The organism is Spirillospora sp. NPDC029432, from assembly GCF_040703975.1.
In the GTDB taxonomy this organism is placed as follows: domain Bacteria; phylum Actinomycetota; class Actinomycetes; order Streptosporangiales; family Streptosporangiaceae; genus Spirillospora.
This window is the reverse complement of sequence record NZ_JBEZWH010000015.1, coordinates 87,808-109,150: the sequence shown is the minus strand read 5'-3', so window position 1 is coordinate 109,150 and position 21,343 is coordinate 87,808. Positions and strand designations below refer to the sequence as shown.

The window sequence follows — 21,343 nt, the reverse complement described above, 5'->3', positions numbered from 1 at the left end:
CGGTGCCGCGGCGGCGGTAGCCTGGCACGTCGGGTGCCGTTCGGCGCCCGCGTGATCTCCGGGCCGCCTGCAGCCCGCCCCCGCCGCTGAGAAAGGGAGCATCGTGCCGCTCGTCATCGCCATGGACGGCCCCTCCGGGTCGGGCAAGTCCAGCGCCTCCAAGGGAGTGGCCCGCGCGCTCGGCCTGCGCTACCTCGACACCGGCGCGATGTACCGCGCCATGACGTGGTGGATGCTGAACGAGGGCGTCCCGGTGGAGGACGCGGCGGCCGTCGCGGCCCGGGCGGCCGAGCCGGTGATCGAGTCCGGCACCGACCCGGACGGCCCGACGATCACCGTCGGTGGCGCGGACGTGTCCGCCCCGATCCGCACCCGCGGGGTGACCAACGCGGTCAGCGCGGTCAGCTCGGTCCCGGAGGTCCGGGCGCGGCTGGTGGAGCTCCAGCGCGAGATCATCGGCGCGGGGGGCATCGTGGTGGAGGGCCGCGACATCGGCACGGTCGTGGCGCCGGACGCGGCGGTCAAGGTCTACCTCACCGCGAGCGAGGAGGCGCGGGCCGCGCGGCGGGCCAGGGAGCTGGCCGCGGACCCGGGCGCGTCGGTCACGGTGACGCAGGCCGAGCAGGCCCGCCGGGACCGGCTCGACTCCACCCGGAAGGCGTCCCCGCTGGCCAGGGCCGGCGACGCCGTGGAGATCGATTCGACCGAGCTGAGCCTCGACGAGGTGATCGAGGCGGTGGTCCGCCTCGCCAAGGAGCGTGATTGAGCGGGCCGCGGAGGGAGCGGCGCCGTGCGGATCAGGAACCGGCGGAAGCCGGCGACCAGAGCGATGAGGGAAGGCGGCGCCGTGCGGCGCCCTCTCCCGTTCGCTGACGACACAGAGCGCGACTAGTACGCGGGAGGGCGCCGGCGGCGCCTGAACGCGGTCCCGCAGGACGCGGGAGTTGATCGTGCTGCGGGGTCTCCCCGCGGGTACACGGAGATGACGAGGACAGTGAGCGAGTACGAGATCGAGACGGCCACGGCGCCGGGGGCCGAGGAGGCGCCCGCGCCGGTGGTGGCCGTGGTCGGGCGCCCCAACGTCGGCAAGTCGACGCTGGTCAACCGGATCATCGGGCGGCGCGAGGCGGTCGTGGAGGACGTGCCGGGGGTGACCCGGGACCGGGTGGCCTACGACGCGACGTGGAGCGGGCGCCGCTTCACGGTGGTGGACACCGGCGGATGGCTGCCGGACGCCTCCGGGCTGGCCGCCGCGATCGCCGAGCAGGCGCGGCTGGCCGTGGACCTGGCCGACGTGGTGATGTTCGTGGTCGACGCGACCGTGGGCGCCACCGACGTCGACGAGGCCGTGGTGGAGATCCTGCGCCGGTCCGGCAAGCCGGTGGTGCTGGTGGCCAACAAGGTCGACGACGTGGCCGCCGAGGCCGACGCGGCGATGCTGTGGGGGCTGGGCATCGGCGAGCCGCACCCGGTCAGCGCGCTGCACGGGCGCGGCAGCGGCGACCTGCTGGACGCGGTGCTGGAGGCGCTGCCCGAGGAGGCGCCCGCCGAGTCGTTCGAGGAGTATGCCGGGCCGCGCCGGGTGGCGCTGCTGGGCCGTCCCAACGTCGGCAAGTCCAGCCTGCTCAACCAGCTGGCGGGGGAGAACCGCGCGGTGGTGGACGCGGTCGCGGGCACCACCCGGGACCCGGTGGACGAGATGATCGAGCTGGGCGGCAAGACCTGGCGGTTCATCGACACCGCGGGGATCCGGCGGCGGCACCGGGAGAACCAGGGCGCCGACTTCTACGCCACGCTGCGGACGCAGTCGGCGCTGGAGCGGGCCGAGGTCGCGGTGGTGCTGATCGACACCACCGAGCCGCTGGCCGAGCAGGACCTGCGGATCATCTCGATGGTGATCGACTCCGGCCGCGCGCTGGTGATCGCGTACAACAAGTGGGACCTGCTGGACGAGGAGCGCCGGCACTACCTGGAGCGCGAGATCGACCGGCAGCTGCACAACGCGCGCTGGGCGCCCCGGGTGAACATCTCCGCCCGTACCGGGCGGCACATGGAGAAGCTGGTGCCGGGCATCGAGACGGCGCTGGACGGCTGGGGCCACCGGGTGCCGACGTCCAAGCTCAACCAGTTCTTCGCCGACCTGGTGAACTCGCACCCGCACCCGATCCGGGGCGGCAAGCAGCCGCGGATCCTGTTCGCCACCCAGGCGGGGGTGCGGCCGCCGCGGTTCGTGCTGTTCACCTCCGGGTTCCTGGAGGAGGGCTACCGCCGGTACATCGAGCGGCGGCTGCGCGAGGAGTTCGGCTTCGAGGGGACCCCGCTCGACATCACGATGAAGATCCGCGAGAAGCGCGGCAAGCGCAAGTAGCGGTGATCGTTCGGCCCGCCCGGTCTTCCCCGGGCGGGCCGTCTCATGTCACCATGCAGTAATCGTCCGTGTTGTAACCTACCGCTTACTTGGTTCGGTGTGCGGGTCGCGCTGTCGAGGGGTGCCATGAAGCTGCTGCTGCTGATGACGGTCGCATTGGGGTGCCTGGCCCTCGCCTTCGTGTGGAAGGAGCCGTGGATCGGCGGCGTCGGCCTGCTCGTGGCGTTCGTCGCCATGTTCACCGACCGCGACGACGTGCGGCTGGACGACGAGCGCGGCAGCTACGAGACGCACAAGTCCGTCCGCAACATGCGCTCCAGGAACCGCTAGCGCGGCTCCCTGCGCTCCCCGGCGACGCGCTGGTCGTACGGGTCCGGCTCCTTCGGCTCGAACGGCCCCCGCTCCTCCCGGGCGTGCCGCGCGTAGCGGCCCTGGGCCGGGATCGGCTGCGTGGTGCCGCTCGTGTCCGCCGGGGCCCGTTCGCCGAACGGCTCGTGCGCGCCGCGCGTCCCGGCCTCGCGCGTCCCCGTCTCGCGCATTCCGGCCTCGCGCACGCCGACCACGGCCATCCGGCCCAGCGCGAGCGCGGCGAGGAACACCACGACCACCCCGAGCCCGGTGAAGCCGGCCAGCTGCTCGGCCAGCCGCCTGCCCTCCCCGGTGCCCATCGGGGCGCCGACGCCCTGGACGTCCCAGAGTGCGGCGACCGGGCCGCCGACCGCGAACCAGGCGCCGCCGAGCGCGGCCAGCCATGCGCCCGCCATCGCGACGGCGCGGTTGGCGACGGCCAGCACGATCAGGCCGCCCAGCACGGTGGCCGCGGCCGGGGCGACGCTGAGCTGGAGCCGGTCGATGGTGTAGACCCACGGTTCGTCGGGGGAGAAGCCGAAGTCCAGGTACGGGCCGGCGAAGGGGAGCAGCCCGCCCCATAGGCCCAGCAGCACGAGCAGAGTCCCGCTGAGGGCGCCACGGCTGCGCGGTACCCGCATGGTCCCAGTCATGACCCTTTCCTCCTGACCGGGTGGTGTATTTGGATTTGGCGGCCCTTTACCCGCCTCGTTCCGCCTCAAGCGCGCCGCCCGCCGACGCGCCCACCCCGGCGGTGGCGTCCGGCGGTATCGCTGCTGCCATATCCAGCGGGTGAATCACCCAGTAGATACGAGCCTTGTCCCGGCCTATGACTGGCGAATGCGGCAGGTTAGGGTGGCCCGGTGACGACCTTCAGGATCGGTGAGGCGGCCGCGCTGCTCGGGGTGAGCCCGGACACCGTCCGCCGCTGGGTGGACGGCGGCCGGCTGCCGGCCGCCCGCGACGCGCACGGGCACCGGATCGTCCCGGCCGCCGAGCTGGCCGCCTTCGTCCGCGCCGAGGCGGGGCAGGCGGAGCTGCGCGCGTCCTCGGCGCGCAACCGGATGCGCGGCATCGTCACCGAGGTCGTCCGGGACGGCGTCATGGCCCAGGTCGAGATGCAGGCGGGACCGTTCCGGGTGGTCTCGCTGATGAGCCGGGAGGCTGCCGACGAGCTCGGGCTGGCGCCCGGGGTGGTCGCCGAGGCCGTCGTGAAGTCCACCAATGTCGTCGTCGAGGTGGCCGAGTGAGTGGCCGAGTGGGTGGCCGAGTGGGTGGCAGAGTGAGAAGGCTTCCGTTGCGGACGGGAGTGGCCGCCGCCCTGGCCGCGGTGCTGCCACTGGCCCTGGCCGGGTGCGGGGACATCGAGGGGTCGCGCGGCGGGGGAGGGGGGACGCTGACCGTGTTCGCCGCCGCGTCGCTGACCGAGACGTTCACCTCGCTGGGCAAGGCGTTCGAGGCCGCGCACCCCGGGGTGAGGGTCCGGTTCAACTTCGGCGGCAGCTCCACGCTCGCCCGGCAGATCGCCGAGGGCGCGCCCGCCGACGTGTTCGCCGCCGCCGACACCGCGACGATGGCGAAGGTCGCCGGCGGCGGCGCGGTCGAGGCCGGGCAGGCGCGGGTCTTCGCCCGGAACCGGCTGGTGATCGCGCTGCCCCGGGACGGGTCGGCCGCCGTCCGCGGCCTGCGCGACCTGGCCAGGCCGGGGCTGAAGGTCGTGGTCTGCGCCGCTCAGGTGCCGTGCGGCGCGGCGGCGGGGAAGGCGCTCGCCGCCGCCGGGGTGCGGCTGCGTCCCGCGTCCGAGGAGCAGGACGTCAAGGCGGTCCTCACCAAGGTCCGGCTGGGGGAGGCCGACGCGGGACTGGTCTACCGGACGGACGCGCGGTCGGCCGCGGGCGAGGTCCGCGGCGTCGAGTTCCCCGAGTCCGCCCGGGCGGTGAACGACTACCCGATCGCCGCGCTGGACAAGGCGCCGCGCCGCGACCTCGCCGCCGGGTTCGTCCGGCTCGTACGGTCGGAGCAGGGCCGGAGCGCGCTCGTCCAGGCGGGGTTCGAGGCCCCGTGAGGCCATGCGCCGCCCGCTGAGGGAGGGCCCGTCCGGGCGCCCGCCGCTGATCCTGATGGTCCCGGCGCTGATCGGGCTGGCGTTCCTCGTGCTGCCGCTCGCCGGGCTGCTGTTCCGCGCGCCGTGGTCGACGCTGGGGACGCGGCTGGCCGAGCCGCACGTCCTGGAGGCGCTGCGGCTGTCGCTGGTCAGCGCGACCCTGGCCACCGCGCTGTGCCTGCTGTTCGGCGTCCCGCTGGCCTGGGTGCTGGCGCGGGTGCCGTTCCGGGGGGCCCGGCTGGTGCGGGCCCTGGTGACCGTGCCGCTGGTGCTGCCGCCGGTGGTCGGCGGCGTGGCGCTGCTGATGGTGCTCGGGCGCCGCGGGCTCGCCGGGCAGTGGCTGGACGCCGCGTTCGGGATCACGCTGCCGTTCACGACCGCCGGGGTGGTGCTGGCCGAGACGTTCGTCGCGATGCCGTTCCTGGTGATCAGCGTGGAGGGCGCGCTGCGCGCCGCCGACCCGCGGTACGAGGAGGCGGCCGCGACGCTCGGCGCCGGCCGCTGGACCACGTTCCGCCGGGTCACGCTGCCGCTGGTCGCGCCGGGCGTGGCGGCCGGGGCGGTGCTGTGCTGGGCGCGGGCGCTGGGGGAGTTCGGGGCGACGATCACGTTCGCGGGCAACTTCCCCGGCCGGACGCAGACGATGCCGCTGGCGGTCTACCTCGCGCTGGAGTCCGACCCGCAGGCCGCCATCGTGCTGAGCCTGGTGCTGCTGGCGGTCTCGGTGCTGGTCCTGGTCGCGCTGCGGGACCGGTGGACCGGCGCGGGAGGCTCGGCGTGAGCGCCGGGCCCGCGCGGGACGAGTGGCCGGGCGAGGGGCCGGGCGAGGGGCCGAACGTGGGGCGCGACGAGGGGCTGGACGCGCGGCTGGTCGTCCGGCGGGGGGCGTTCGACCTGGACATGGAGCTGGCCGCGGCGCCCGGCGAGGTCGTGGCGCTGCTCGGCCCCAACGGCGCCGGCAAGAGCACCGCGCTGCGCGCCCTCGCCGGCCTGACGCCGATGGCGGACGGGACCGGGCGCGTCCGGGTGGACGGCGCCGCGATCCACGCGCTGCCGCCCGAGAAACGGCGGATCGGCATGGTCTTCCAGGACTACCTGCTCTTCCCCCACCTGAGCGCGCTGGAGAACGTCGCGTTCGGGCTCCGCGCCCAGGGGACTGGCCGCCGCGAGGCGCGCCGGGAGGCCGCCGGATGGCTGGAGCGGGTCGGCCTCGGCGAGTACGCGGCCGCCCGCCCCCGCGCGCTGTCGGGCGGGCAGGCGCAGCGGGTGGCGCTGGCGAGGGCGCTGGCCGTGCGGCCGCGCCTGCTGCTCCTGGACGAGCCGCTGTCCGCTCTGGACGCGCACACCCGGCTGGAGATCCGCGCGGCGCTGCGCCGCCATCTGGCCGGTTTCGGCGGCGCCGCCGTCGTGGTCACGCACGATCCGCTGGACGCCATGGTGCTCGCCGACCGGCTGGTGGTGCTGGAGGGCGGCCGCGTCGTCCAGGAGGGGGAGCCCGCCGAGGTGGCCCGCCGTCCCCGCACCGGCTACGTGGCGCGCCTGGTCGGCCTGAATCTTTACCGAGGCCATGCCTCCGGAGGAACGGTCACCCTGCGTGATGGTGGTGGCCGCCTGGACACCGTGGACCGCCTGGAGGGTGAGGTTTTCCTGGCCTTCGCGCCATCGGCCGTGGCGCTCTACCGCTCCCGGCCGGACGGCAGTCCACGCAACCTGTGGCGGGCCCGGGTCGGCGCCGTGGAGCGCCAGGGCGACCGCGTACGGGTCCGTCTCGACGGCCCGCCGCTCGCCGCGGCGGCGGACGTGACGCCCGGCGCGGTCGCCGAACTCGAATTGACCGAAGGAAGCCGGGTATGGGCGGCGGTCAAGGCAACCGAAACGCATGTTTACCCCGCGTGAACTTCGTCATACCCCGGTCATGGGCAGGTCACCGCTCCAAGACCGAGCCTGGTGATATCAGTCACATAAGGCGGGTGCAAGCCCCGAAAACGGTCCCGATTGGTCCAGACCAAATGGCAAAGACGTCGCCTTTTGTTCATGATGCAAAGATCCTGCGAAGAGCTGAAGGAGTTGCCCGTGTCCAACCAGGTCACTGCGTCGTCGGCCCCCGGTCGCGACCAGGCCCCCACCAGTCACGCCGCGCTGCTTGACTGGGTGCGCGGGATCGCCGAGCTGACCCAGCCCGATCGGATCGAATGGTGCGACGGGTCCGAGGCCGAATGGGAGCGCCTGACCGGCCTCCTCGTGGAGCAGGGCACGCTCAAACGCCTCAACCCCGAGAAACGGCCCAACAGCTTCTACGCCGCGTCCGACCCGAGTGACGTCGCGCGAGTAGAGGACCGCACCTACATCTGCTCCGAAAAGGAAGCGGACGCCGGTCCCACCAACAACTGGATCGCGCCCGCCGAGATGCGCGAGACGTTCGGCGAGCTGTTCAAGGGCTGCATGAAGGGCCGCACCATGTACGTGGTGCCGTTCTGCATGGGCCCGCTGGGCGGCAAGATCTCCCAGCTCGGCGTCGAGATCACCGACTCCGCCTACGTGGCGGTCTCGATGAAGATCATGACGCGGATGGGCGCCGAGGCGCTGCGCCTCATCGAGGAGCGCGGCCAGTTCGTCAAGGCCGTCCACTCGGTCGGCGCGCCGCTGGAGCCGGGCCAGGCCGACGTGCCGTGGCCGTGCAGCTCCACCAAGTACATCTCGCACTTCCCCGAGACCCGCGAGATCTGGTCGTACGGGTCCGGCTACGGCGGCAACGCGCTGCTGGGCAAGAAGTGCTACGCGCTGCGCATCGCCTCGACCATGGCGCGGGACGAGGGCTGGATGGCCGAGCACATGCTCATCCTCAAGCTCACCCCGCCGGAGGGCGAGACCCGCTACGTCGCGGCCGCGTTCCCCTCGGCCTGCGGCAAGACCAACCTCGCCATGCTGGAGCCGACCATCCCGGGCTGGAAGGTCGAGACGATCGGCGACGACATCGCGTGGATGCGGTTCGGCGAGGACGGCCGGCTGTACGCGATCAACCCCGAGGCCGGGTTCTTCGGCGTCGCGCCGGGCACCGGCGACTCCACCAACGCCAACGCGGTCAAGACGCTGTGGGGCAACAGCATCTTCACCAACGTCGCGCTCACCGACGACGGCGACGTGTGGTGGGAGGGCCTGACCGACGAGCCCCCGGCGCACCTCACCGACTGGAAGGGCAACGACTGGACGCCGGAGTCCGGCGTCCCCGCCGCCCACCCGAACGCGCGCTTCACCACCCCGGCCGGGCAGTGCCCGATCATCGCCGACGAGTGGGAGGACCCCAAGGGCGTCCCGATCTCGGCGATCCTGTTCGGCGGCCGCCGGGCCACCGCGGTGCCGCTGGTCACCGAGTCGTTCGACTGGCAGCAGGGCGTGTTCCTGGGCGCCAACGTGGCGTCCGAGAAGACCGCCGCCGCCGAGGGCAAGGTCGGCGAGCTGCGCCGCGACCCGTTCGCGATGCTGCCGTTCTGCGGCTACAACATGGGCGACTACTTCGGCCACTGGCTGAAGATCGGCAAGTCCACCGACGCCGAGAAGCTGCCCCGCATCTACTACGTGAACTGGTTCCGCAAGGACGCCGACGGCAGGTTCATCTGGCCCGGCTTCGGCGAGAACAGCCGCGTGCTCAAGTGGATCGTGGAGCGCCTCAACGGCCAGGCCGACGCCGTCAAGACCCCGATCGGCCACCTGCCGACCAAGGCGGCGCTGGACACCGACGGCCTGGACCTCGCCGACGCCGACCTGGAGACGCTGCTCTCGGTCGACACCGAGGTCTGGAAGGAGGAGGCCGCCCTGGTCCCCGCGCACTTCGAGACCTTCGGCGACCACCTGCCCAAGGAGCTGTGGGACGAGTACAACGCCCTGGTGAACCGCCTGGGCCACTGAGTCCTTCGCAGGGGGAGCGGGCCGTGCCGGGGGCGACCGGCACGGCCCGCTCCGCGTCTTACCGTACGTAGGCCACGTTGCGGCCCGTACGGCGGAACCCCACCGACGCGTACGCCGCCCGCGCCGACGGGTACGCGTCGTCGCCCCGGGCAGCGACCCGGGCCGTCTCCATCCCCAGGCCGCGCGCCGCGCGCAGGGCCGCCAGGATCGCCGCGCTCGCCAGGCCGCGCCGCCGGTGGCCGGGATCGGTCCCGACCGGCTCGAGCACGGCCTCCCGGTTGTGCTCGTCCGCCCAGACCAGGCAGAACGCGGCGGGCGTGCCGTCGGGCGCCTCGACCAGCCAGTCCAGATCGTTCCGGTACGGCCAGACGCCCATCAGCCGCTCGTACGCGGCACCGGTGACCTTCGACGGCGCGTCCGGCCGCGAGAACGCCGCCCGGTGCACCGCCGCCCGGACCTCGGCGTCCCGCGCGTCCCGCACGTGGCGCAGCGTGTAGCCGGCGGGTACCTCCGGCTCGGGCAGCCCGGCCAGGTCGCGGCGCAGATGGACGAAGAACGGGCCCGGCGCGGTGTCCTCCCGGTAGCCGTGCCGCCGCAGCCCTTCGATGAGGCCGGTCTCGGCGTCCAGGACCGTGACGGTACGCGGCCCGCCGTCCGGGGCGATCCCGTCGAACCACGCCAGGATCTCGTCCAGCAGGTCGGGGTGGGCGGGGTCGAGGTGCAGGTCAAGCTCAGTGGGCCCGGCGGTCCAGGCCCACGCGACGACCTCCGCGTCCCGCTCCCACAGGGCCGTCGGCGGCCCCTCGCCGTGGCCGAGGTGCTGGTAGCGGTACCAGACCAGCTCGCCGATGTGCCAGCGGCCGTCCCGCGGGCCGAGGCGCTGGGTGAGGGCCTGCATCGCGCGCAGGTCGGAGGGGCCTGAATAGGGGCGCATGGCGCGGACGGTAGTAGATCATCCTGGCGACCTCAACCATAATTGAGGATGGGCTAGGCTGCCCCGCATGACGCGTCTGGAGTTCAGGGTGCACGAGCTGACCGTCGGCCAGCTCGCCGAACGCAGCGGGGTGGCGGTGTCCGCGCTGCACTTCTACGAGTCCAAGGGGCTGATCAGCAGCCGCCGCACCGCCGGCAACCAGCGCCGCTTCACCCGCGACACGCTGCGCCGGGTCTCGTTCATCAAGATCTCGCAGCGGGTCGGGATCCCGCTGGCCGACATCAAGGAGGCCCTCGCCACGCTGCCCGAGGAGCGCACCCCCACGGTGGACGACTGGGCGCGCCTCTCGGAGACCTGGCGGGCCGACCTCGACGACCGGATCGCCCAGCTGGAGCGGCTGCGCGACGACCTCACCGACTGCATCGGCTGCGGCTGCCTGTCGATCAAGAAGTGCGCGCTGGCCAACCCCTACGACCAGCTGGGCGACGAGGGCCCCGGCCCGCGCCGCCTGATGGTGGAACGCTCCCGCCCCGGCGGCGGCGCGTGCGCCGGTCCCGCCGCCGAAGACGGTGCGAAGGACGCGAACGGCCAGGGTGGCGCGGGTGGCACGGACGGCGGCCCCTGCGTGCCCGCCGACCGCTGACGGCCCGGCGGCGTCAGGCCACGGAGCCGCGCCCCGGCTCGTCCTGGGCGTCGCGCATGTGCGGGTCCGACCGGCGCGGGATCGGCTGGCGGCCGGGCGGCTGGGCGGGGCGCGGCGCCGCCGGCAGCTGCTTGATCGGCCGCTCCGCCGGCTCCCCGGCCGCCAGCGTGAACTCCTCGCCGTGGTGCCGCAGCCGCAGCCCCGGGCCCTCGCGCAGCTCGTACAGCGCGCTCTCCGGCCGGACGGTCACCCGCAGCCGGTTGCCGCGGTAGCGCATCCGGAACACCAGCCGGCTGATGCCCTCGGGCAGCCGCGGCGCGAACGACAGGCACCCGTCGGCGGCCCGCATCCCGCCGAACCCGGCCACCAGCCCGCTCCACGCCCCGGCCATCGAGGCGATGTGCAGCCCGTCGCGGGTGTTGCGGTTCAGGTCGTGCAGGTCCATCAGCGCGGTCTCGCCCAGGTAGTCGTGCGCCAGGTCCAGCTGCCCGACCTCGGCCGCCAGCACGGCCTGCGACTGCGCCGACAGCGAGGAGTCCCGCACGGTCAGCGCCTCGTAGTACTCGAAGTTGCGGCGCTTCTGCTCCGGCGTGAACGCCTCCCCGCACAGGTGCATCGCCAGCACCAGGTCCGACTGCTTGACGACCTGCTTCCGGTAGAGGTCGAAGTACGGGAAGTGCAGCAGCAGGGGGTAGTGGTCGGGGCTGGTCCCCTCGAAGTCCCATTTCGCGTGGTTGGTGAAGCCCTCGCTCTGCGGATGCACGCCGAGCCGGTCGTCGTACGGGATGAACATCGCCGCCGCCGCGTTCCGCCACGACGCCGCCTCCTCGGTGGTCACCCCGAGCCGTTCGGCCAGATCGGGGTGGCGCATCGCCATCCGCGCGGCCTCCTGGAGGTTCCGGCGTGCCATCAGGTTCGTGTACACGTTGTTGTCGACGACGGCGGTGTACTCGTCCGGGCCGGTCACGCCGTCGATCCGGAAGACGCCCTCCACGTCGTGGTGGCCGAGGCCGCGCCACAGCCGGGCCGTCTCCACCATCAGCCGCAGCCCGATCTCGCGCTCGAACCGGTCGTCCTCCGTGGCGTCCACGTACCGCACCACCGCGTCCGCGATGTCGGCGTTGATATGGAACGCGGCCGTCCCGGCGGGCCAGTAGCCGGAGCACTCCTGGCCCCGGATCGTCCGCCAGGGGAACGTCGAGCCCCGCAGGCCGAGCTGCCGGGCGCGCTCGCACGCCATCGGCAGCGTCATGTGCCGCCAGGCCAGCACGTCCGCCGCGGCCGCCGGATGGGTGTACGTCAGCACCGGCAGCACGAACGTCTCGGTGTCCCAGAACGTGTGCCCGTCGTACCCGGGGCCGGTCAGCCCCTTCGCGGGGATCATCCGCCGCTCCGCCCGGGCGCCCGCCTGAAGGACGTGGAACAGCCCGAACCGGACCGCCTGCTGGATCTCGGCGTCGCCGTCCACCTCGACGTCGGCCCCGCGCCAGAAGTCGTGCAGGTACTCGCTCTGCTGCTCCAGCAGCCCGTCCCAGCCGGTGTGCCGCGCCGCCGCCAGCGCCCCCACGACCTGGTCGTGCAGCGCGGGCCGGGACCGCCGCGAGGACCAGCCGTACGCGATGTACTTGACGATCCGCAGCTTCTGCCCGGGCTCCAGCTCCGTCGCCACCGTCACCCGGCCGACGTCCGGCGAGCTCTCGGCGTCGACCGCCATGTTCTCCGGCCCGTCGATCTGGTGGCTCATCGCGGCGGCCATCCGCAGGCCGCTTCCCCGGGTGGCGTGCACGAGGACGACCTTGGTCCCGTTGTGCACGTGCTCCTCGCCGACCAGGGGGCTTTCCAGCGCGGCCGCCACCCGCGGGTCGTCGCCGAGGTCGGGCAGCGTCTCGTTGGCCACCAGCTCCGACTGCACCACGATCCGGACGGCCTCGTTCACCGGCTCGACCTCGTAGCAGATCGCCGCGACCGCCCGCTGGGCGAGCGACACGATCCGGGTCGAGGTGATCTTGACGCGGTCGTCGGCCGGCGAGCTCCACTCCACCTCGCGGGTCAGCGTCCCCGCCCGCATGTCGAGCACCCGCTCGTGCCGGTGCAGGCGCCCGTACCGGACGTCGAACGGCTCGTCGTCCACCAGCAGCCGGATCAGCTTGCCGTTGGTGACGTTGATGACCGTCTGGCCCTCCTCCGGGTAGCCGTACCCGGCCTCGGCGTACGGCAGCGGCCGGTTCTCGAAGAACGAGTTGAGGTAGGTGCCGGGCAGCCCGTGCGGCTCGCCCTCGTCGAGGTTGCCGCGCAGCCCCAGGTGCCCGTTCGACAGGGCGAACACCGACTCGCTCTGCGGCAGCCGGTCCAGCCGCAGCTCCGGTTCCCGCACGCACCACGGGTCCACCGCGTACACGGGGCGCTCGGCGGCGGCCCGCGCCTCCGGCTCGGTCATCGGGCCTCCCTCTCCAGCAGCTCCGAAAGATCGTCCACGACCACGTCCGCGCCGCGCTCGGCCAGCGCCGCCGCGTGCCTGCCGTCCACCCGGTTGACGCCCACCACGTACCCGAAGGCGCCGGCCCGGCCGGCCTCCACGCCGGCCAGCGCGTCCTCGAACACCGCCGCCCGCGCCGGGGCCGTCCCGACCGCCTCGGCGCCCGCGACGAACATGTCCGGGGCCGGCTTGCCCGGCAGATCGCGCTCGGCGGCGATCACCCCGTCGATCCGCGCGTCGAACAGGCCGGTGATCCCCACCGCCCGCAGCACCTGGACGGTGTTGGCGCTGGACGACACCACGGCCGTCCTCAGCCCGGCCTTCCGCGCCGCGCGCACGTAGTCGATCGAGCCGTCGAACGTCTCCACGCCCTGCTCGTCGATCAACTTCAGCACCAGCGCGTTCTTGCGGCTCCCCAGCCCCCGGATCGTCTCGCGTTCCGGCGGGTCGTCGGGGTCCCCCTCCGGCAGCGTGATCCCGCGCGACTCCAGGAAGGACCGCGTCCCGTCCTCGCGCCGCTTGCCGTCCACGTACGTCGCGTAGTCGGTCACCGGGTCGAACGGCACGAAACCGGCGCCGTCCCGTTCCCTCAGGTAGCCGTCGAACATCTCCTTCCACGCCGCCGCGTGCACCGCGGCGGTGCGGGTCAGCACCCCGTCGAGGTCGAACAGGCAGGCCTCGGTGTCATCCGGCAATCCCAGCATCGCTCCCCTTTGTTCGCGATACATGTGAGGTATCCACGATCCGTGCACTTCCCTGACGGAACAAGGGCATGCACGGGCCGAACGGAGCGGTGTTGCCCCTCGTACAACCGGGGTAGGGCCCGTCCAAAGGAGGAAGCCACATGGAGAAGGCGCGCATCGGTGTCACCGGGCTGGCGGTCATGGGCCGCAACCTCGCCCGCAACCTCGCCCGGCACGGCCACCCGGTCGCGGTGCACAACCGCACCCCGGCCCGGACCAAGGCCCTGGTGGAGGAGTTCGGCGGCGAGGGCACGTTCGTCCCGGCCGAACGGCCCGAGGACTTCGTCGCGGCCCTGGAACGGCCCCGCCGGCTGGTGGTCATGGTGAAGGCGGGCGGCCCGACCGACGCGGTGATCGATGAGTTCGCGCCGCTCCTGGAACCCGGAGACATGATCGTCGACGGCGGCAACGCCCACTACCTCGACACCCGCCGCCGCGAGGCGGCCCTGCGCGAGCGCGGCCTGCACTTCGTGGGCACCGGCGTCTCCGGCGGCGAGGAGGGCGCCCTGAACGGCCCCAGCATCATGCCCGGCGGCTCGCCCGAGTCGTACGAGGCGCTCGGCCCCCTCCTGGAGGACATCTCCGCCCACGTCGACGGGACGCCGTGCTGCACCCACGTCGGCCCCGACGGCGCCGGCCACTTCGTGAAGATGGTGCACAACGGCATCGAGTACGCCGACATGCAGCTGATCGCCGAGTCGTACGACCTGCTGCGGCACGCCGCCGGGCTGTCCCCGGCCGAGATCGCCGAGGTCTTCCGCACCTGGAACACCGGCCGGCTGGAGTCGTACCTCATCGAGATCACCGCCGAGGTCCTGGCGCACACCGACGCCGCCACCGGCAAGCCGTTCGTGGACGTCGTCCTCGACCAGGCCGAGCAGAAGGGAACCGGCCGCTGGACCGTCCAGTCGGCCCTCGACCTCGGCGTCCCCGTGGGCGGCATCGCCGAGGCCGTCTTCGCCCGCTCGGTCTCCGGCCACGCCGGCCTGCGCGAGGCGTCCCGGAACCTGCCCGGCCCGTCCCGCTCGGGCGCCGCCGACACCACCGGCCTCCCGGAGGCGATCGAGCAGGCCCTCTACGCCTCCAAGATCGTCGCGTACGCGCAGGGCTTCCACCAGATCCAGGCCGGCAGCGCCGAGTACGGCTGGAACATCGACGCCGGCGCCATGGCCACCATCTGGCGCGGCGGCTGCATCATCCGCGCCCGCTTCCTCGACCGCATCCGCGCCGCCTACGAGCGCGACCCGCGGACGCCGACCCTGCTGACCGACGACGACTTCGCCGAGGCCCTCGGCGCCGCCCAGGACTCCTGGCGGAACGTCGTCGCCACCGCCGCCCGCCTCGGCGTCCCCGCCCCGGGCTTCGCCACGGCCCTGGCGTACTACGACTCGCTGCGGGCCGACCGCCTGCCCGCCGCCCTCACCCAGGGCCAGCGCGACTTCTTCGGCGCCCACACGTACCGGCGGACCGACCGCGACGGGTCGTTCCACACTTTGTGGGGAGGAGACCGGACGGAGAACCCGGCCTGAGCCATACTGATCGGGATGATCATCAGTCCGGCACCGCTGGGGCGCGCATGAGCAGGATCCTCAAGATCGCCTACCTCACCGCCCACGTCGCCGCCTCCGCGTTCACGCTCGCCCTGATCTACGTGGGGTTCGAGATGGTCCACATGCGCGACGGAAGCAACAACAACCCGGGCGCCACCATCGCCGGCTTCCTGACCCTCCTCATCAGCGCCCTGACGGCCATCCCGCTGATCGCCGCCGTGGCCACGAAATGGGTCAACCGCTGGTGGCTGGCCGCCCACTGGCTCCTCGGCGCCGCCGCCGTCGCCCTCACCGTCTACGCCCTCATCTTCGAACAACCCGGCTCCGCCGACCGCGGCTGATCCCGGCCGTTCCGGGCGAACGCCGACCTTCCCGGAGGCGGCCGGTGTAGACACGATGCCAACTGAACTGCCAACTGAACTGCCAACTGAACAGGGAGGGTGAACGTGGGGCGCGGAGAACCGATCAATCGCAAGGATTGGCCGGAGTCCGGCCCCCACCTCGCCCTCCTGCGGTTCCTGGACCGCGTCCACGCCGACAACGGGACCAAGAGCCGCCGCGAGATCGCGGCCGAGATGAATCTCGGGTCGGCGACCCGCGTGAACGAGATGCTGATGGGCACGAGCCTGCCCGCCGACGAGGAGCAACTCGTGGCGCTGGTCAGGGCCCTGGGTGGCGGACTCGACGACCAGCGCACCGCCCGCCGGCTCTTCGAGCGCGCCAGGGCCGAACCGCGGCCGCGTCCCGCCGCCCACCCGTGGGAGTCGGCGGTCCGGGACCACAGCGCCTGGACGCTGGTCGATCAGAGCCGGGACGCCTCCGCCTTCCGGGACGGCTCGGCCGCCGTGGCCGCGCACCTGGCGTCCCTGGCGGAGGACGCCCAGCGCGCCCTCGCCGACGACCCCTGGCTGGACGCGACGCTGGCGCCCCGCTTCACCAAACGCACCGACTGGCTGCTGCGCACCACGCTCAAGGACGTGCTGGAGGACCTCTCGCCCGCCGAGGCGGCCCTGCTGACACTGATCCCGCTGCTCCACTGCACGCACACGCTCCGGACCCTGGCGGCGATGCGCGCCATCGACCCGCTGGACCTGGCGGTCAGGGAGGACGCGGTGGCGGAGCGCGCCGATTACGAGCTGTTCCTGCTCAGCGAGCGCGAGCTGGTGAACCGCGCCCGCGCGCCGCGCCTGCCCGACCGGAACGCCGCCGGGACCGAGATCGGATGGTGGCTGCTCCACCGCTGGCTCGCCCGCTACCCGGAGGCGCACGGGAACGCCGCGATCCGCGCGCTGCTGGACGATCTGGTCGTCGAGGACCCCCGCCTGCGCCGCGAGGTGCTGGAGCCGCGGGCGGTCCGGCGGCTGCTGGCCGGGTTCCGGCTCAATCCGGCCGAACTGAGCGACACCGACCGGCAGAACGCGCCGCGTCCCGAGCATGTCCTCTTCGTCGGGGAACCGCACGAGCAGCGGGTGCGGGAGCTGCTGCTCGGCCACCTGCTGGCGGTCTCGCACGCGATGACGATCGACACCACCCGCCTGCCCGACATCGTCGTCCGCCACCTGGGCATCCCCGAGCCGGTGCACCTCGCTCGCCTGCACGGCACGGCCGCGCGGGCGCAGTGGGTCCCGCAGGACGACTGCCTCGTCCTGCGCGCGGACTGCCACCATCCGGCAGAGATGGAGGGGCTGCGCATGTACGCGCGCCGCGTCGACACCCTCCTGCACACCGTCCGCCGGTCGTGCAAGGCGCACGCGAGCCTGGAATGCCTGGACCGGCTGCCGCCGCGCGCCTCGTCCGACGACGTGCGCCCGGGGACCGACGAGGACGACCAGCCGCTCTTCCAGGGCGCGAGCCGCTTCCGCCTCGACGAGCGCCGTGTCCAGGACCTGCTCATGGGGGAGCAGCTCTACCAGGACCGCGGCCTGGCCATCCGCGAGCTGTACCAGAACGCCCTCGACGCCTGCCGCTACCGCCGGGCCCGCCTGGACTACCTGACCCGGCAGGGCGACTGGGCGGACGACTGGACCGGCCGCATCCACTTCAGGCAGGGCGTCGAGCGCGGCCGGGCCTTCCTGGAATGCCGGGACAACGGGGTGGGGATGACCGAGGCGGTCCTCACCGACGTGTTCTCGCAGGCGGGCGCGCGCTTCACCGACCTCAGCGACTTCCTGGCCGAGGAGTCGGAATGGCGGAAGGCCGACCCGCCTGTGCATCTGTACGCCAACAGCCGGTTCGGCATCGGCGTCCTGAGCTATTTCATGATCGCCGACGAGATCGAGGTCATCACCCGCCCGATGGGGCGCGGCCAGGTGCCGCAACCCACGCTGAAGGTCTCCATCTTCGGCCCGGGCCACCTGTTCCGGATCCAGGAACTCCACACCGACCGTTCCCCGGGGACCACCGTCAGGCTCTTCCTCCGCGAGCCGGACAAGGCGCCCTCATGCGTGGACGAACTGCGCGCGATCCTGGGGATCGCGGAATTCGCCACGCTCGCCGAGCACGACTCGCAGCGGGAGGAGTGGATTCCCGGCGTCCTGAAGCCCCGCGCCCGCCCCTCATGGGAGGACGACGCGTTCGACGCCCACGGCACGCTGGTGCCGTGGCGGGAGGACGGCGGCGGCCAGGTCATCTGGTGCCGGCACGGCGGCGGCCTCCTCGTCGACGGGCTGCACGTACGGCCCGGCGTACGGCGCGGCGTCCTCGCCGGCTTGGAGGAGACCGCTCTGCGCGGTGCGGTCGTCAACCTCACCGGGGCGCGCTCGCCCGCGCACCTGTCGGTGGACCGCCGCCAGATCCTGAGCGACGTCTCCGCGGACGTCGAGGCCCTCCTCGGCGCGGCCCTCGGAGAGCTGCTGGCCAACGGGCGGGAACTGCTCAACGTCCGCTGGATCAGTGCCGTGACGCAGGCCGCCCCGCGCCTGGGGGACATGGTCGCCGAGGCCGCCGGGGAGGCGGGACTCTCGTTCGAGACCCGGAGCGGCGCGGTCCTCCCACGGGAAGCGGGGTGCTTCCTCCAGGATTCGTTCCTCGTCCTGCGCGGGGACGAGCCGACCGAATGGGACGGAGGACCGCTGGAGCCGCACACCCTCTGGGGACAGGACTTCGCGCTCTTCGGGCCGCTTCATCAGGTCCCCGACCACGTACTGGTGTGGAGGCTGCTGGCCCACCGCGCGACGACCGAGCTCGACGCCCTGGGGGCGAAGGCCACGGGGCCGGTCGTCGCCGGGTTGCCCTCCGACGCTCTCGTGCTGGGTGATTTCGGCCGCATACCGGAAAGCCACAGCAGGTCCTTCGAGAACGGCTGGGAATGGCCCGAGGAGGATCGCTGGCGGCGCTCCGGACACATCCTGTGGGTGGCCATGCTGAGCGGCGTGCCACCCCGCGAGGTCGCCCGCAGGGCCGTGCGGCTGGGTTGGCACGAGTTCGTCCCGGAGGCCTTCTCGTCCCGTACGGAGGCCGACCACATCGATTTGGCCCTGCTCAGTGAGAAACGCACTGGGCGGCCTAGGTGGCTGGACATGGAGAAAGCCGTTCCGCCCGGGCACCTCGTCGCGGTGGCACTCCAGTTCGGGGTCACGCTGGCCTATGTCGGCGCGCGCATGCGCAATTACGGATTCCGGCTCTCGGCGGAGACCATGCCCGAGGGCCGCCCGTCGCCTGCGGATCTGCGCCTGTTGTCCTGGATGGCCGGTGACGGGAACTGGCTGGATCCGGCGTCGCCCGTACCCGCCTCCCATCTCGTGCGAGCGGCCTCCGTGCTCGGCCGCACCGTCGGCGAAGTCTGCGAGCGCCTCCGGGCCTACGGGTTCTCAGCGGACCCTGCGGGGCTGCCCGCCAGGCCGGACGGCACCGATCTCACCTTGTTCGCCTGGGACCTGTCCTTCAGGGAACGAGAGAAGTTCGACCCCGGGCGACCGCTTCCGCCCGCGCATACCGTCAAGGCCGCGCTTGCGCTGGGGTGTTCCAACCACGCCGTCGTGGACCGCCTGGAGTCGTACGGTATCCCGGTGGTTCACCAGGTGCCCCGGGATCCGGCCGGCGACGACCTGAGACTGCTCAGTGCCGACGCGGACGGCCAGCCGCCGTGGCATCCCGCGGGTAAGGCCCCGCCTCTGTGGCGGGTCCTGATTGCGAGCGACCGCGCCGAACGCTCCCCGGCGGACGTGGCGGATCGGCTCGGCGAGTACGGGCTGGGTGCCGTGCGAACCGGCCTCCCTCCGCAGCCCGTACCTCTCGCCAAGGAACTGTGCTCCCAGGACCTGGACGGGGTCTTCCCATGGCTCGACGAGACGGTTCCGGTGAAGCGCGGGCACATCCTCCGTGCCTCCGCGCAGTTCGGAATGCATGTCGCCCAGGTGGCTGACTCCTTGGCGGCCTGCGGATTCGTCCTACCTGACGATCTGCCTGAGACGCTCGACCCCAGGGACATCCGTCTCTTGGCGGCCTCTCCCAAGCTCACTTCCATTTGGCTCCGCCGGGACAGGCCGGTCCCCCTGCGGCACCTTCTCCGTAACGCTCGCGACCTGGGCATGTCGGTGGAGGAGGCCGCCGGGCGGTTGCGGTGGCTGGGGATGGACGTGCCGGACGTCGCCGAGTCCGTCGAGAAGGCGATGGCGCGGGTGCCCTGGAGCCGGTAGGCCGTGCCGCGGAGTGTGCTCCGCCGCTCGTACGGTCCGGACGTCATCGCAGGTAGCGGCCGTGCCGCGTGACGGCGGCAGCGTGCCGTCACGCCGGCGCACGCCGGAAGGCGGTGCGAGCCGCGCACGATCTCTCTTGTCCGAACAGGGCGCCGGCCGGGCCCGAACGTGCAAGCGCGACGGGAGATCGTCATGGTGGATCAGATCGTTGTCCTCGCGCCCCTCGCCGGGGGCGTGCTCAACCTTCTCGCGGCCGGGGTCGGGGTGGCCACGGCGGTGCTGTCGCGGCGCGGGCGGCGGTGCCCGTACTGCGAGTGAGAAGGAGCGGGGTCCGCCGGCCCCCGGCGGCGGACCCCGCGGCAGGTCGGGAACGGGTCAGTGGAGGGTCCAGAGGAGGGGGCGGAGGGTGCCCGTGGGGGAGGTGGCTCGGCCGATCGCCTGGCCGCGGTCGTTGATCTCGGAGGGGACGGCGTCGCGGAAGCCGGGGACGTGGAGGTCGTGCATGCGGCCCCGGTGCCAGGCGTACGGGTGGAGTTCGCCGGCGGCGGTCATGCTCTGGCCGATCACCTGGCCCCGGTTGTTGATGTCCGTGGCGGTGGCCTGGTAGAGCGCGGTGGCCTCGCCGCCGAGGGTGCCGAGGTCGGTCATCTTGCCGCGGTGCCAGATGAACGGGTGCATCGTGCCGCCGGCCGTCGCGCTGGCGCCGGCGACCTGGCCGCGGTCGTTGATGGCGCCGCTGCCGAAGGGGTGGAGGTACGTGCCGGGGCCGCCGAGCGTTCCGATGTCCTGGGAGACGCCGCGGTGGTTGACGAAGGCGCGGGTTCCGCCGTGGGTGATGCCGAGGGCCTGGCCGCGGTCATTGAAGTCGATCATCCAGTAGACGGATTCGCCGTCCGGGCCGCGGAAGAGGGTCGTGGTGCGCCCGTCCCAGCGGAAGCCGGAGCCGGTGCCCGTGGCGGTGCCCATGGCCTCGCCGCGGTCGTTGAGGTCGCCGGGGTCGACGGTGGCGCTGCCGTCCGGGCGGGTGAGTTCGGCTTGGCCGCCAGGGCTCCACAGGACGGCCGCGGCGGGGAGGCCGCTCATGTCGCCCATTCCCTTGCCGTACAGGACCTGGCGCCGGTCGTTGAAGCCGGGCGGGAGGAATCCGGAGTAGCCGCTGAGGTCTCGCAGGGACGCGACGGTCGCGACCTTGCGGCCCCGCGCGTCCCAGATCACCAGGTCGAGGGCCTCGGGTGCGAGGACGTCGCCGCGGTCGTTGATGCGGGCCAGGAGGGAGGACACGTGCGGGCCTTCGGTCAGCACCGTGGTGTCGTACCCGCCGCCGGGTTCGGGGTCCCAGCGGACGATCCGGCTCCGGCGGGTCTCGTCGGACACCGCGGCGGCGGCGATCTGGCCGCGGGCGTTGATGTCCGGCGGGCCCTGCAGCGTGTATCCCTCGGGCAGCGGCAGTTCGGTCACCTGGACGGCAGGGGCGGCGGACGCCGGCGGGGCCAGGGCCAGGGTGGTGATGAACGCGGCCGTGACGGCCAGGGGCCATGGTGCCTTCATGGCGGACTCTCCCTCGGGTGCGGTCGGCGGACCCCCGATGAATCGAGCCACTGAATACTGGCACAGTCGGGCGGGGAGGGCCAGCG

Annotated in this window: 18 protein-coding genes; 13 read left to right on the top strand and 5 right to left on the bottom strand. The window is 73.0% G+C overall.

What is annotated here, in order from left to right; translation table 11 throughout:
* Positions 1-103 precede the first annotated feature (103 nt).
* The 3 genes from cmk to AB0881_RS15015 all read left to right on the top strand — a co-directional run bounded on the left by cmk (position 104) and on the right by AB0881_RS15015 (position 2,698).
* Positions 104-766, top strand: a complete 663-nt coding sequence (gene cmk, locus AB0881_RS15025) for a (d)CMP kinase (protein WP_366617364.1) — start codon at positions 104-106, stop codon at positions 764-766.
* Positions 767-982: 216 nt separating this feature from the next.
* Positions 983-2,368 carry a ribosome biogenesis GTPase Der gene (gene der, locus AB0881_RS15020; protein WP_366617363.1) on the top strand — a complete coding sequence of 462 codons (1,386 nt, stop codon included), beginning with the start codon at positions 983-985 and terminating at the stop codon, positions 2,366-2,368.
* A gap of 126 nt (positions 2,369-2,494) precedes the next feature.
* The gene (locus AB0881_RS15015) at positions 2,495-2,698 is read left to right on the top strand and encodes a hypothetical protein (protein ID WP_366617361.1); all 204 of its coding nucleotides are present in this window, start codon (positions 2,495-2,497) and stop codon (positions 2,696-2,698) included.
* Here AB0881_RS15015 and AB0881_RS15010 read toward each other — a convergent pair.
* Positions 2,695-3,369 (bottom strand): hypothetical protein, encoded by a 675-nt coding sequence (locus AB0881_RS15010; RefSeq protein WP_366617359.1) that lies wholly within the window; start codon positions 3,367-3,369, stop codon positions 2,695-2,697. The genes AB0881_RS15015 and AB0881_RS15010 overlap by 4 nt on opposite strands.
* 210 nt (positions 3,370-3,579) lie before the next feature.
* On the opposite strand from AB0881_RS15010, the gene AB0881_RS15005 reads away from it, so the two are divergent.
* The 5 genes from AB0881_RS15005 to AB0881_RS14985 all read left to right on the top strand — a co-directional run bounded on the left by AB0881_RS15005 (position 3,580) and on the right by AB0881_RS14985 (position 8,726).
* Positions 3,580-3,966: a helix-turn-helix transcriptional regulator gene (locus AB0881_RS15005; protein WP_366617357.1), complete on the top strand. Its 387-nt coding sequence runs from the start codon at positions 3,580-3,582 to the stop codon at positions 3,964-3,966.
* Between the two features lie 47 nt (positions 3,967-4,013).
* Positions 4,014-4,781 carry a molybdate ABC transporter substrate-binding protein gene (gene modA, locus AB0881_RS15000; protein ID WP_366617356.1) on the top strand — a complete coding sequence of 256 codons (768 nt, stop codon included), beginning with the start codon at positions 4,014-4,016 and terminating at the stop codon, positions 4,779-4,781.
* Between the two features lie 4 nt (positions 4,782-4,785).
* Positions 4,786-5,601 (top strand): ABC transporter permease, encoded by an 816-nt coding sequence (locus AB0881_RS14995; protein ID WP_366617354.1) that lies wholly within the window; start codon positions 4,786-4,788, stop codon positions 5,599-5,601.
* A gap of 119 nt (positions 5,602-5,720) precedes the next feature.
* The gene (locus tag AB0881_RS14990) at positions 5,721-6,716 is read left to right on the top strand and encodes an ABC transporter ATP-binding protein (protein ID WP_366617432.1); all 996 of its coding nucleotides are present in this window, start codon (positions 5,721-5,723) and stop codon (positions 6,714-6,716) included.
* 177 nt (positions 6,717-6,893) lie between these two features.
* Positions 6,894-8,726: a phosphoenolpyruvate carboxykinase (GTP) gene (locus AB0881_RS14985; RefSeq protein WP_366617353.1), complete on the top strand. Its 1,833-nt coding sequence runs from the start codon at positions 6,894-6,896 to the stop codon at positions 8,724-8,726.
* A 58-nt stretch (positions 8,727-8,784) separates the two neighbouring features.
* On the opposite strand, the gene AB0881_RS14980 is transcribed toward AB0881_RS14985, so the two are convergent.
* Positions 8,785-9,660 (bottom strand): GNAT family N-acetyltransferase, encoded by an 876-nt coding sequence (locus AB0881_RS14980; protein ID WP_366617352.1) that lies wholly within the window; start codon positions 9,658-9,660, stop codon positions 8,785-8,787.
* Positions 9,661-9,727: 67 nt separating this feature from the next.
* On the opposite strand from AB0881_RS14980, the gene soxR reads away from it, so the two are divergent.
* Complete coding sequence (gene soxR, locus AB0881_RS14975) at positions 9,728-10,303, top strand: redox-sensitive transcriptional activator SoxR (RefSeq protein WP_366617350.1); 576 nt, start codon at positions 9,728-9,730, stop codon at positions 10,301-10,303.
* A 13-nt stretch (positions 10,304-10,316) separates the two neighbouring features.
* Here the strand turns inward: soxR and AB0881_RS14970 are convergent, their stop codons facing one another.
* Both AB0881_RS14970 and AB0881_RS14965 read right to left on the bottom strand, forming a co-directional pair.
* On the bottom strand, positions 10,317-12,740 hold the full coding sequence (locus tag AB0881_RS14970) for a glycoside hydrolase family 65 protein (RefSeq protein ID WP_366617349.1): 2,424 nt from the start codon (positions 12,738-12,740) through the stop codon (positions 10,317-10,319).
* Positions 12,737-13,483 carry a beta-phosphoglucomutase family hydrolase gene (locus tag AB0881_RS14965; protein ID WP_366617348.1) on the bottom strand — a complete coding sequence of 249 codons (747 nt, stop codon included), beginning with the start codon at positions 13,481-13,483 and terminating at the stop codon, positions 12,737-12,739. Before AB0881_RS14965 ends, AB0881_RS14970 begins: the two co-directional genes overlap by 4 nt.
* A 140-nt stretch (positions 13,484-13,623) precedes the next feature.
* Here AB0881_RS14965 and gndA point away from each other — a divergent pair, with 140 nt between their 5' ends.
* The 4 genes from gndA to AB0881_RS14945 all read left to right on the top strand — a co-directional run bounded on the left by gndA (position 13,624) and on the right by AB0881_RS14945 (position 20,027).
* A complete protein-coding gene (gndA, locus tag AB0881_RS14960) occupies positions 13,624-15,051 on the top strand; it encodes an NADP-dependent phosphogluconate dehydrogenase (RefSeq protein ID WP_366617346.1) in 1,428 nt (475 codons plus the stop codon).
* A gap of 47 nt (positions 15,052-15,098) precedes the next feature.
* On the top strand, positions 15,099-15,413 hold the full coding sequence (locus tag AB0881_RS14955; protein ID WP_366617345.1) for a hypothetical protein: 315 nt from the start codon (positions 15,099-15,101) through the stop codon (positions 15,411-15,413).
* A gap of 105 nt (positions 15,414-15,518) precedes the next feature.
* Positions 15,519-19,709 (top strand): hypothetical protein, encoded by a 4,191-nt coding sequence (locus AB0881_RS14950; protein ID WP_366617343.1) that lies wholly within the window; start codon positions 15,519-15,521, stop codon positions 19,707-19,709.
* Positions 19,710-19,901: 192 nt separating this feature from the next.
* Entirely contained in the window at positions 19,902-20,027 is a 126-nt protein-coding gene (locus tag AB0881_RS14945) for a hypothetical protein (protein WP_366617341.1), read from the top strand.
* A gap of 57 nt (positions 20,028-20,084) precedes the next feature.
* Here the strand turns inward: AB0881_RS14945 and AB0881_RS14940 are convergent, their stop codons facing one another.
* A complete protein-coding gene (locus AB0881_RS14940; RefSeq protein WP_366617340.1) occupies positions 20,085-21,257 on the bottom strand; it encodes a hypothetical protein in 1,173 nt (390 codons plus the stop codon).
* Between the last annotated feature and the right edge of the window lie 86 nt (positions 21,258-21,343).

Coding starts and splice junctions, on each gene's coding strand:
- der (WP_366617363.1), top strand. CDS start 983: ATGACGAGGACAGTGAGCGAGTACGAGATCGAGACGGCCACGGCGCCG.
- AB0881_RS15015 (WP_366617361.1), top strand. CDS start 2,495: ATGAAGCTGCTGCTGCTGATGACGGTCGCATTGGGGTGCCTGGCCCTC.
- AB0881_RS15010 (WP_366617359.1), bottom strand. CDS start 3,369: ATGACTGGGACCATGCGGGTACCGCGCAGCCGTGGCGCCCTCAGCGGG.
- AB0881_RS14995 (WP_366617354.1), top strand. CDS start 4,786: ATGCGCCGCCCGCTGAGGGAGGGCCCGTCCGGGCGCCCGCCGCTGATC.
- AB0881_RS14990 (WP_366617432.1), top strand. CDS start 5,721: ATGGAGCTGGCCGCGGCGCCCGGCGAGGTCGTGGCGCTGCTCGGCCCC.
- AB0881_RS14980 (WP_366617352.1), bottom strand. CDS start 9,660: ATGCGCCCCTATTCAGGCCCCTCCGACCTGCGCGCGATGCAGGCCCTC.
- soxR (WP_366617350.1), top strand. CDS start 9,728: ATGACGCGTCTGGAGTTCAGGGTGCACGAGCTGACCGTCGGCCAGCTC.
- AB0881_RS14970 (WP_366617349.1), bottom strand. CDS start 12,740: ATGACCGAGCCGGAGGCGCGGGCCGCCGCCGAGCGCCCCGTGTACGCG.
- AB0881_RS14965 (WP_366617348.1), bottom strand. CDS start 13,483: ATGCTGGGATTGCCGGATGACACCGAGGCCTGCCTGTTCGACCTCGAC.
- gndA (WP_366617346.1), top strand. CDS start 13,624: ATGGAGAAGGCGCGCATCGGTGTCACCGGGCTGGCGGTCATGGGCCGC.
- AB0881_RS14955 (WP_366617345.1), top strand. CDS start 15,099: ATGAGCAGGATCCTCAAGATCGCCTACCTCACCGCCCACGTCGCCGCC.
- AB0881_RS14945 (WP_366617341.1), top strand. CDS start 19,902: ATGGTGGATCAGATCGTTGTCCTCGCGCCCCTCGCCGGGGGCGTGCTC.
- AB0881_RS14940 (WP_366617340.1), bottom strand. CDS start 21,257: ATGAAGGCACCATGGCCCCTGGCCGTCACGGCCGCGTTCATCACCACC.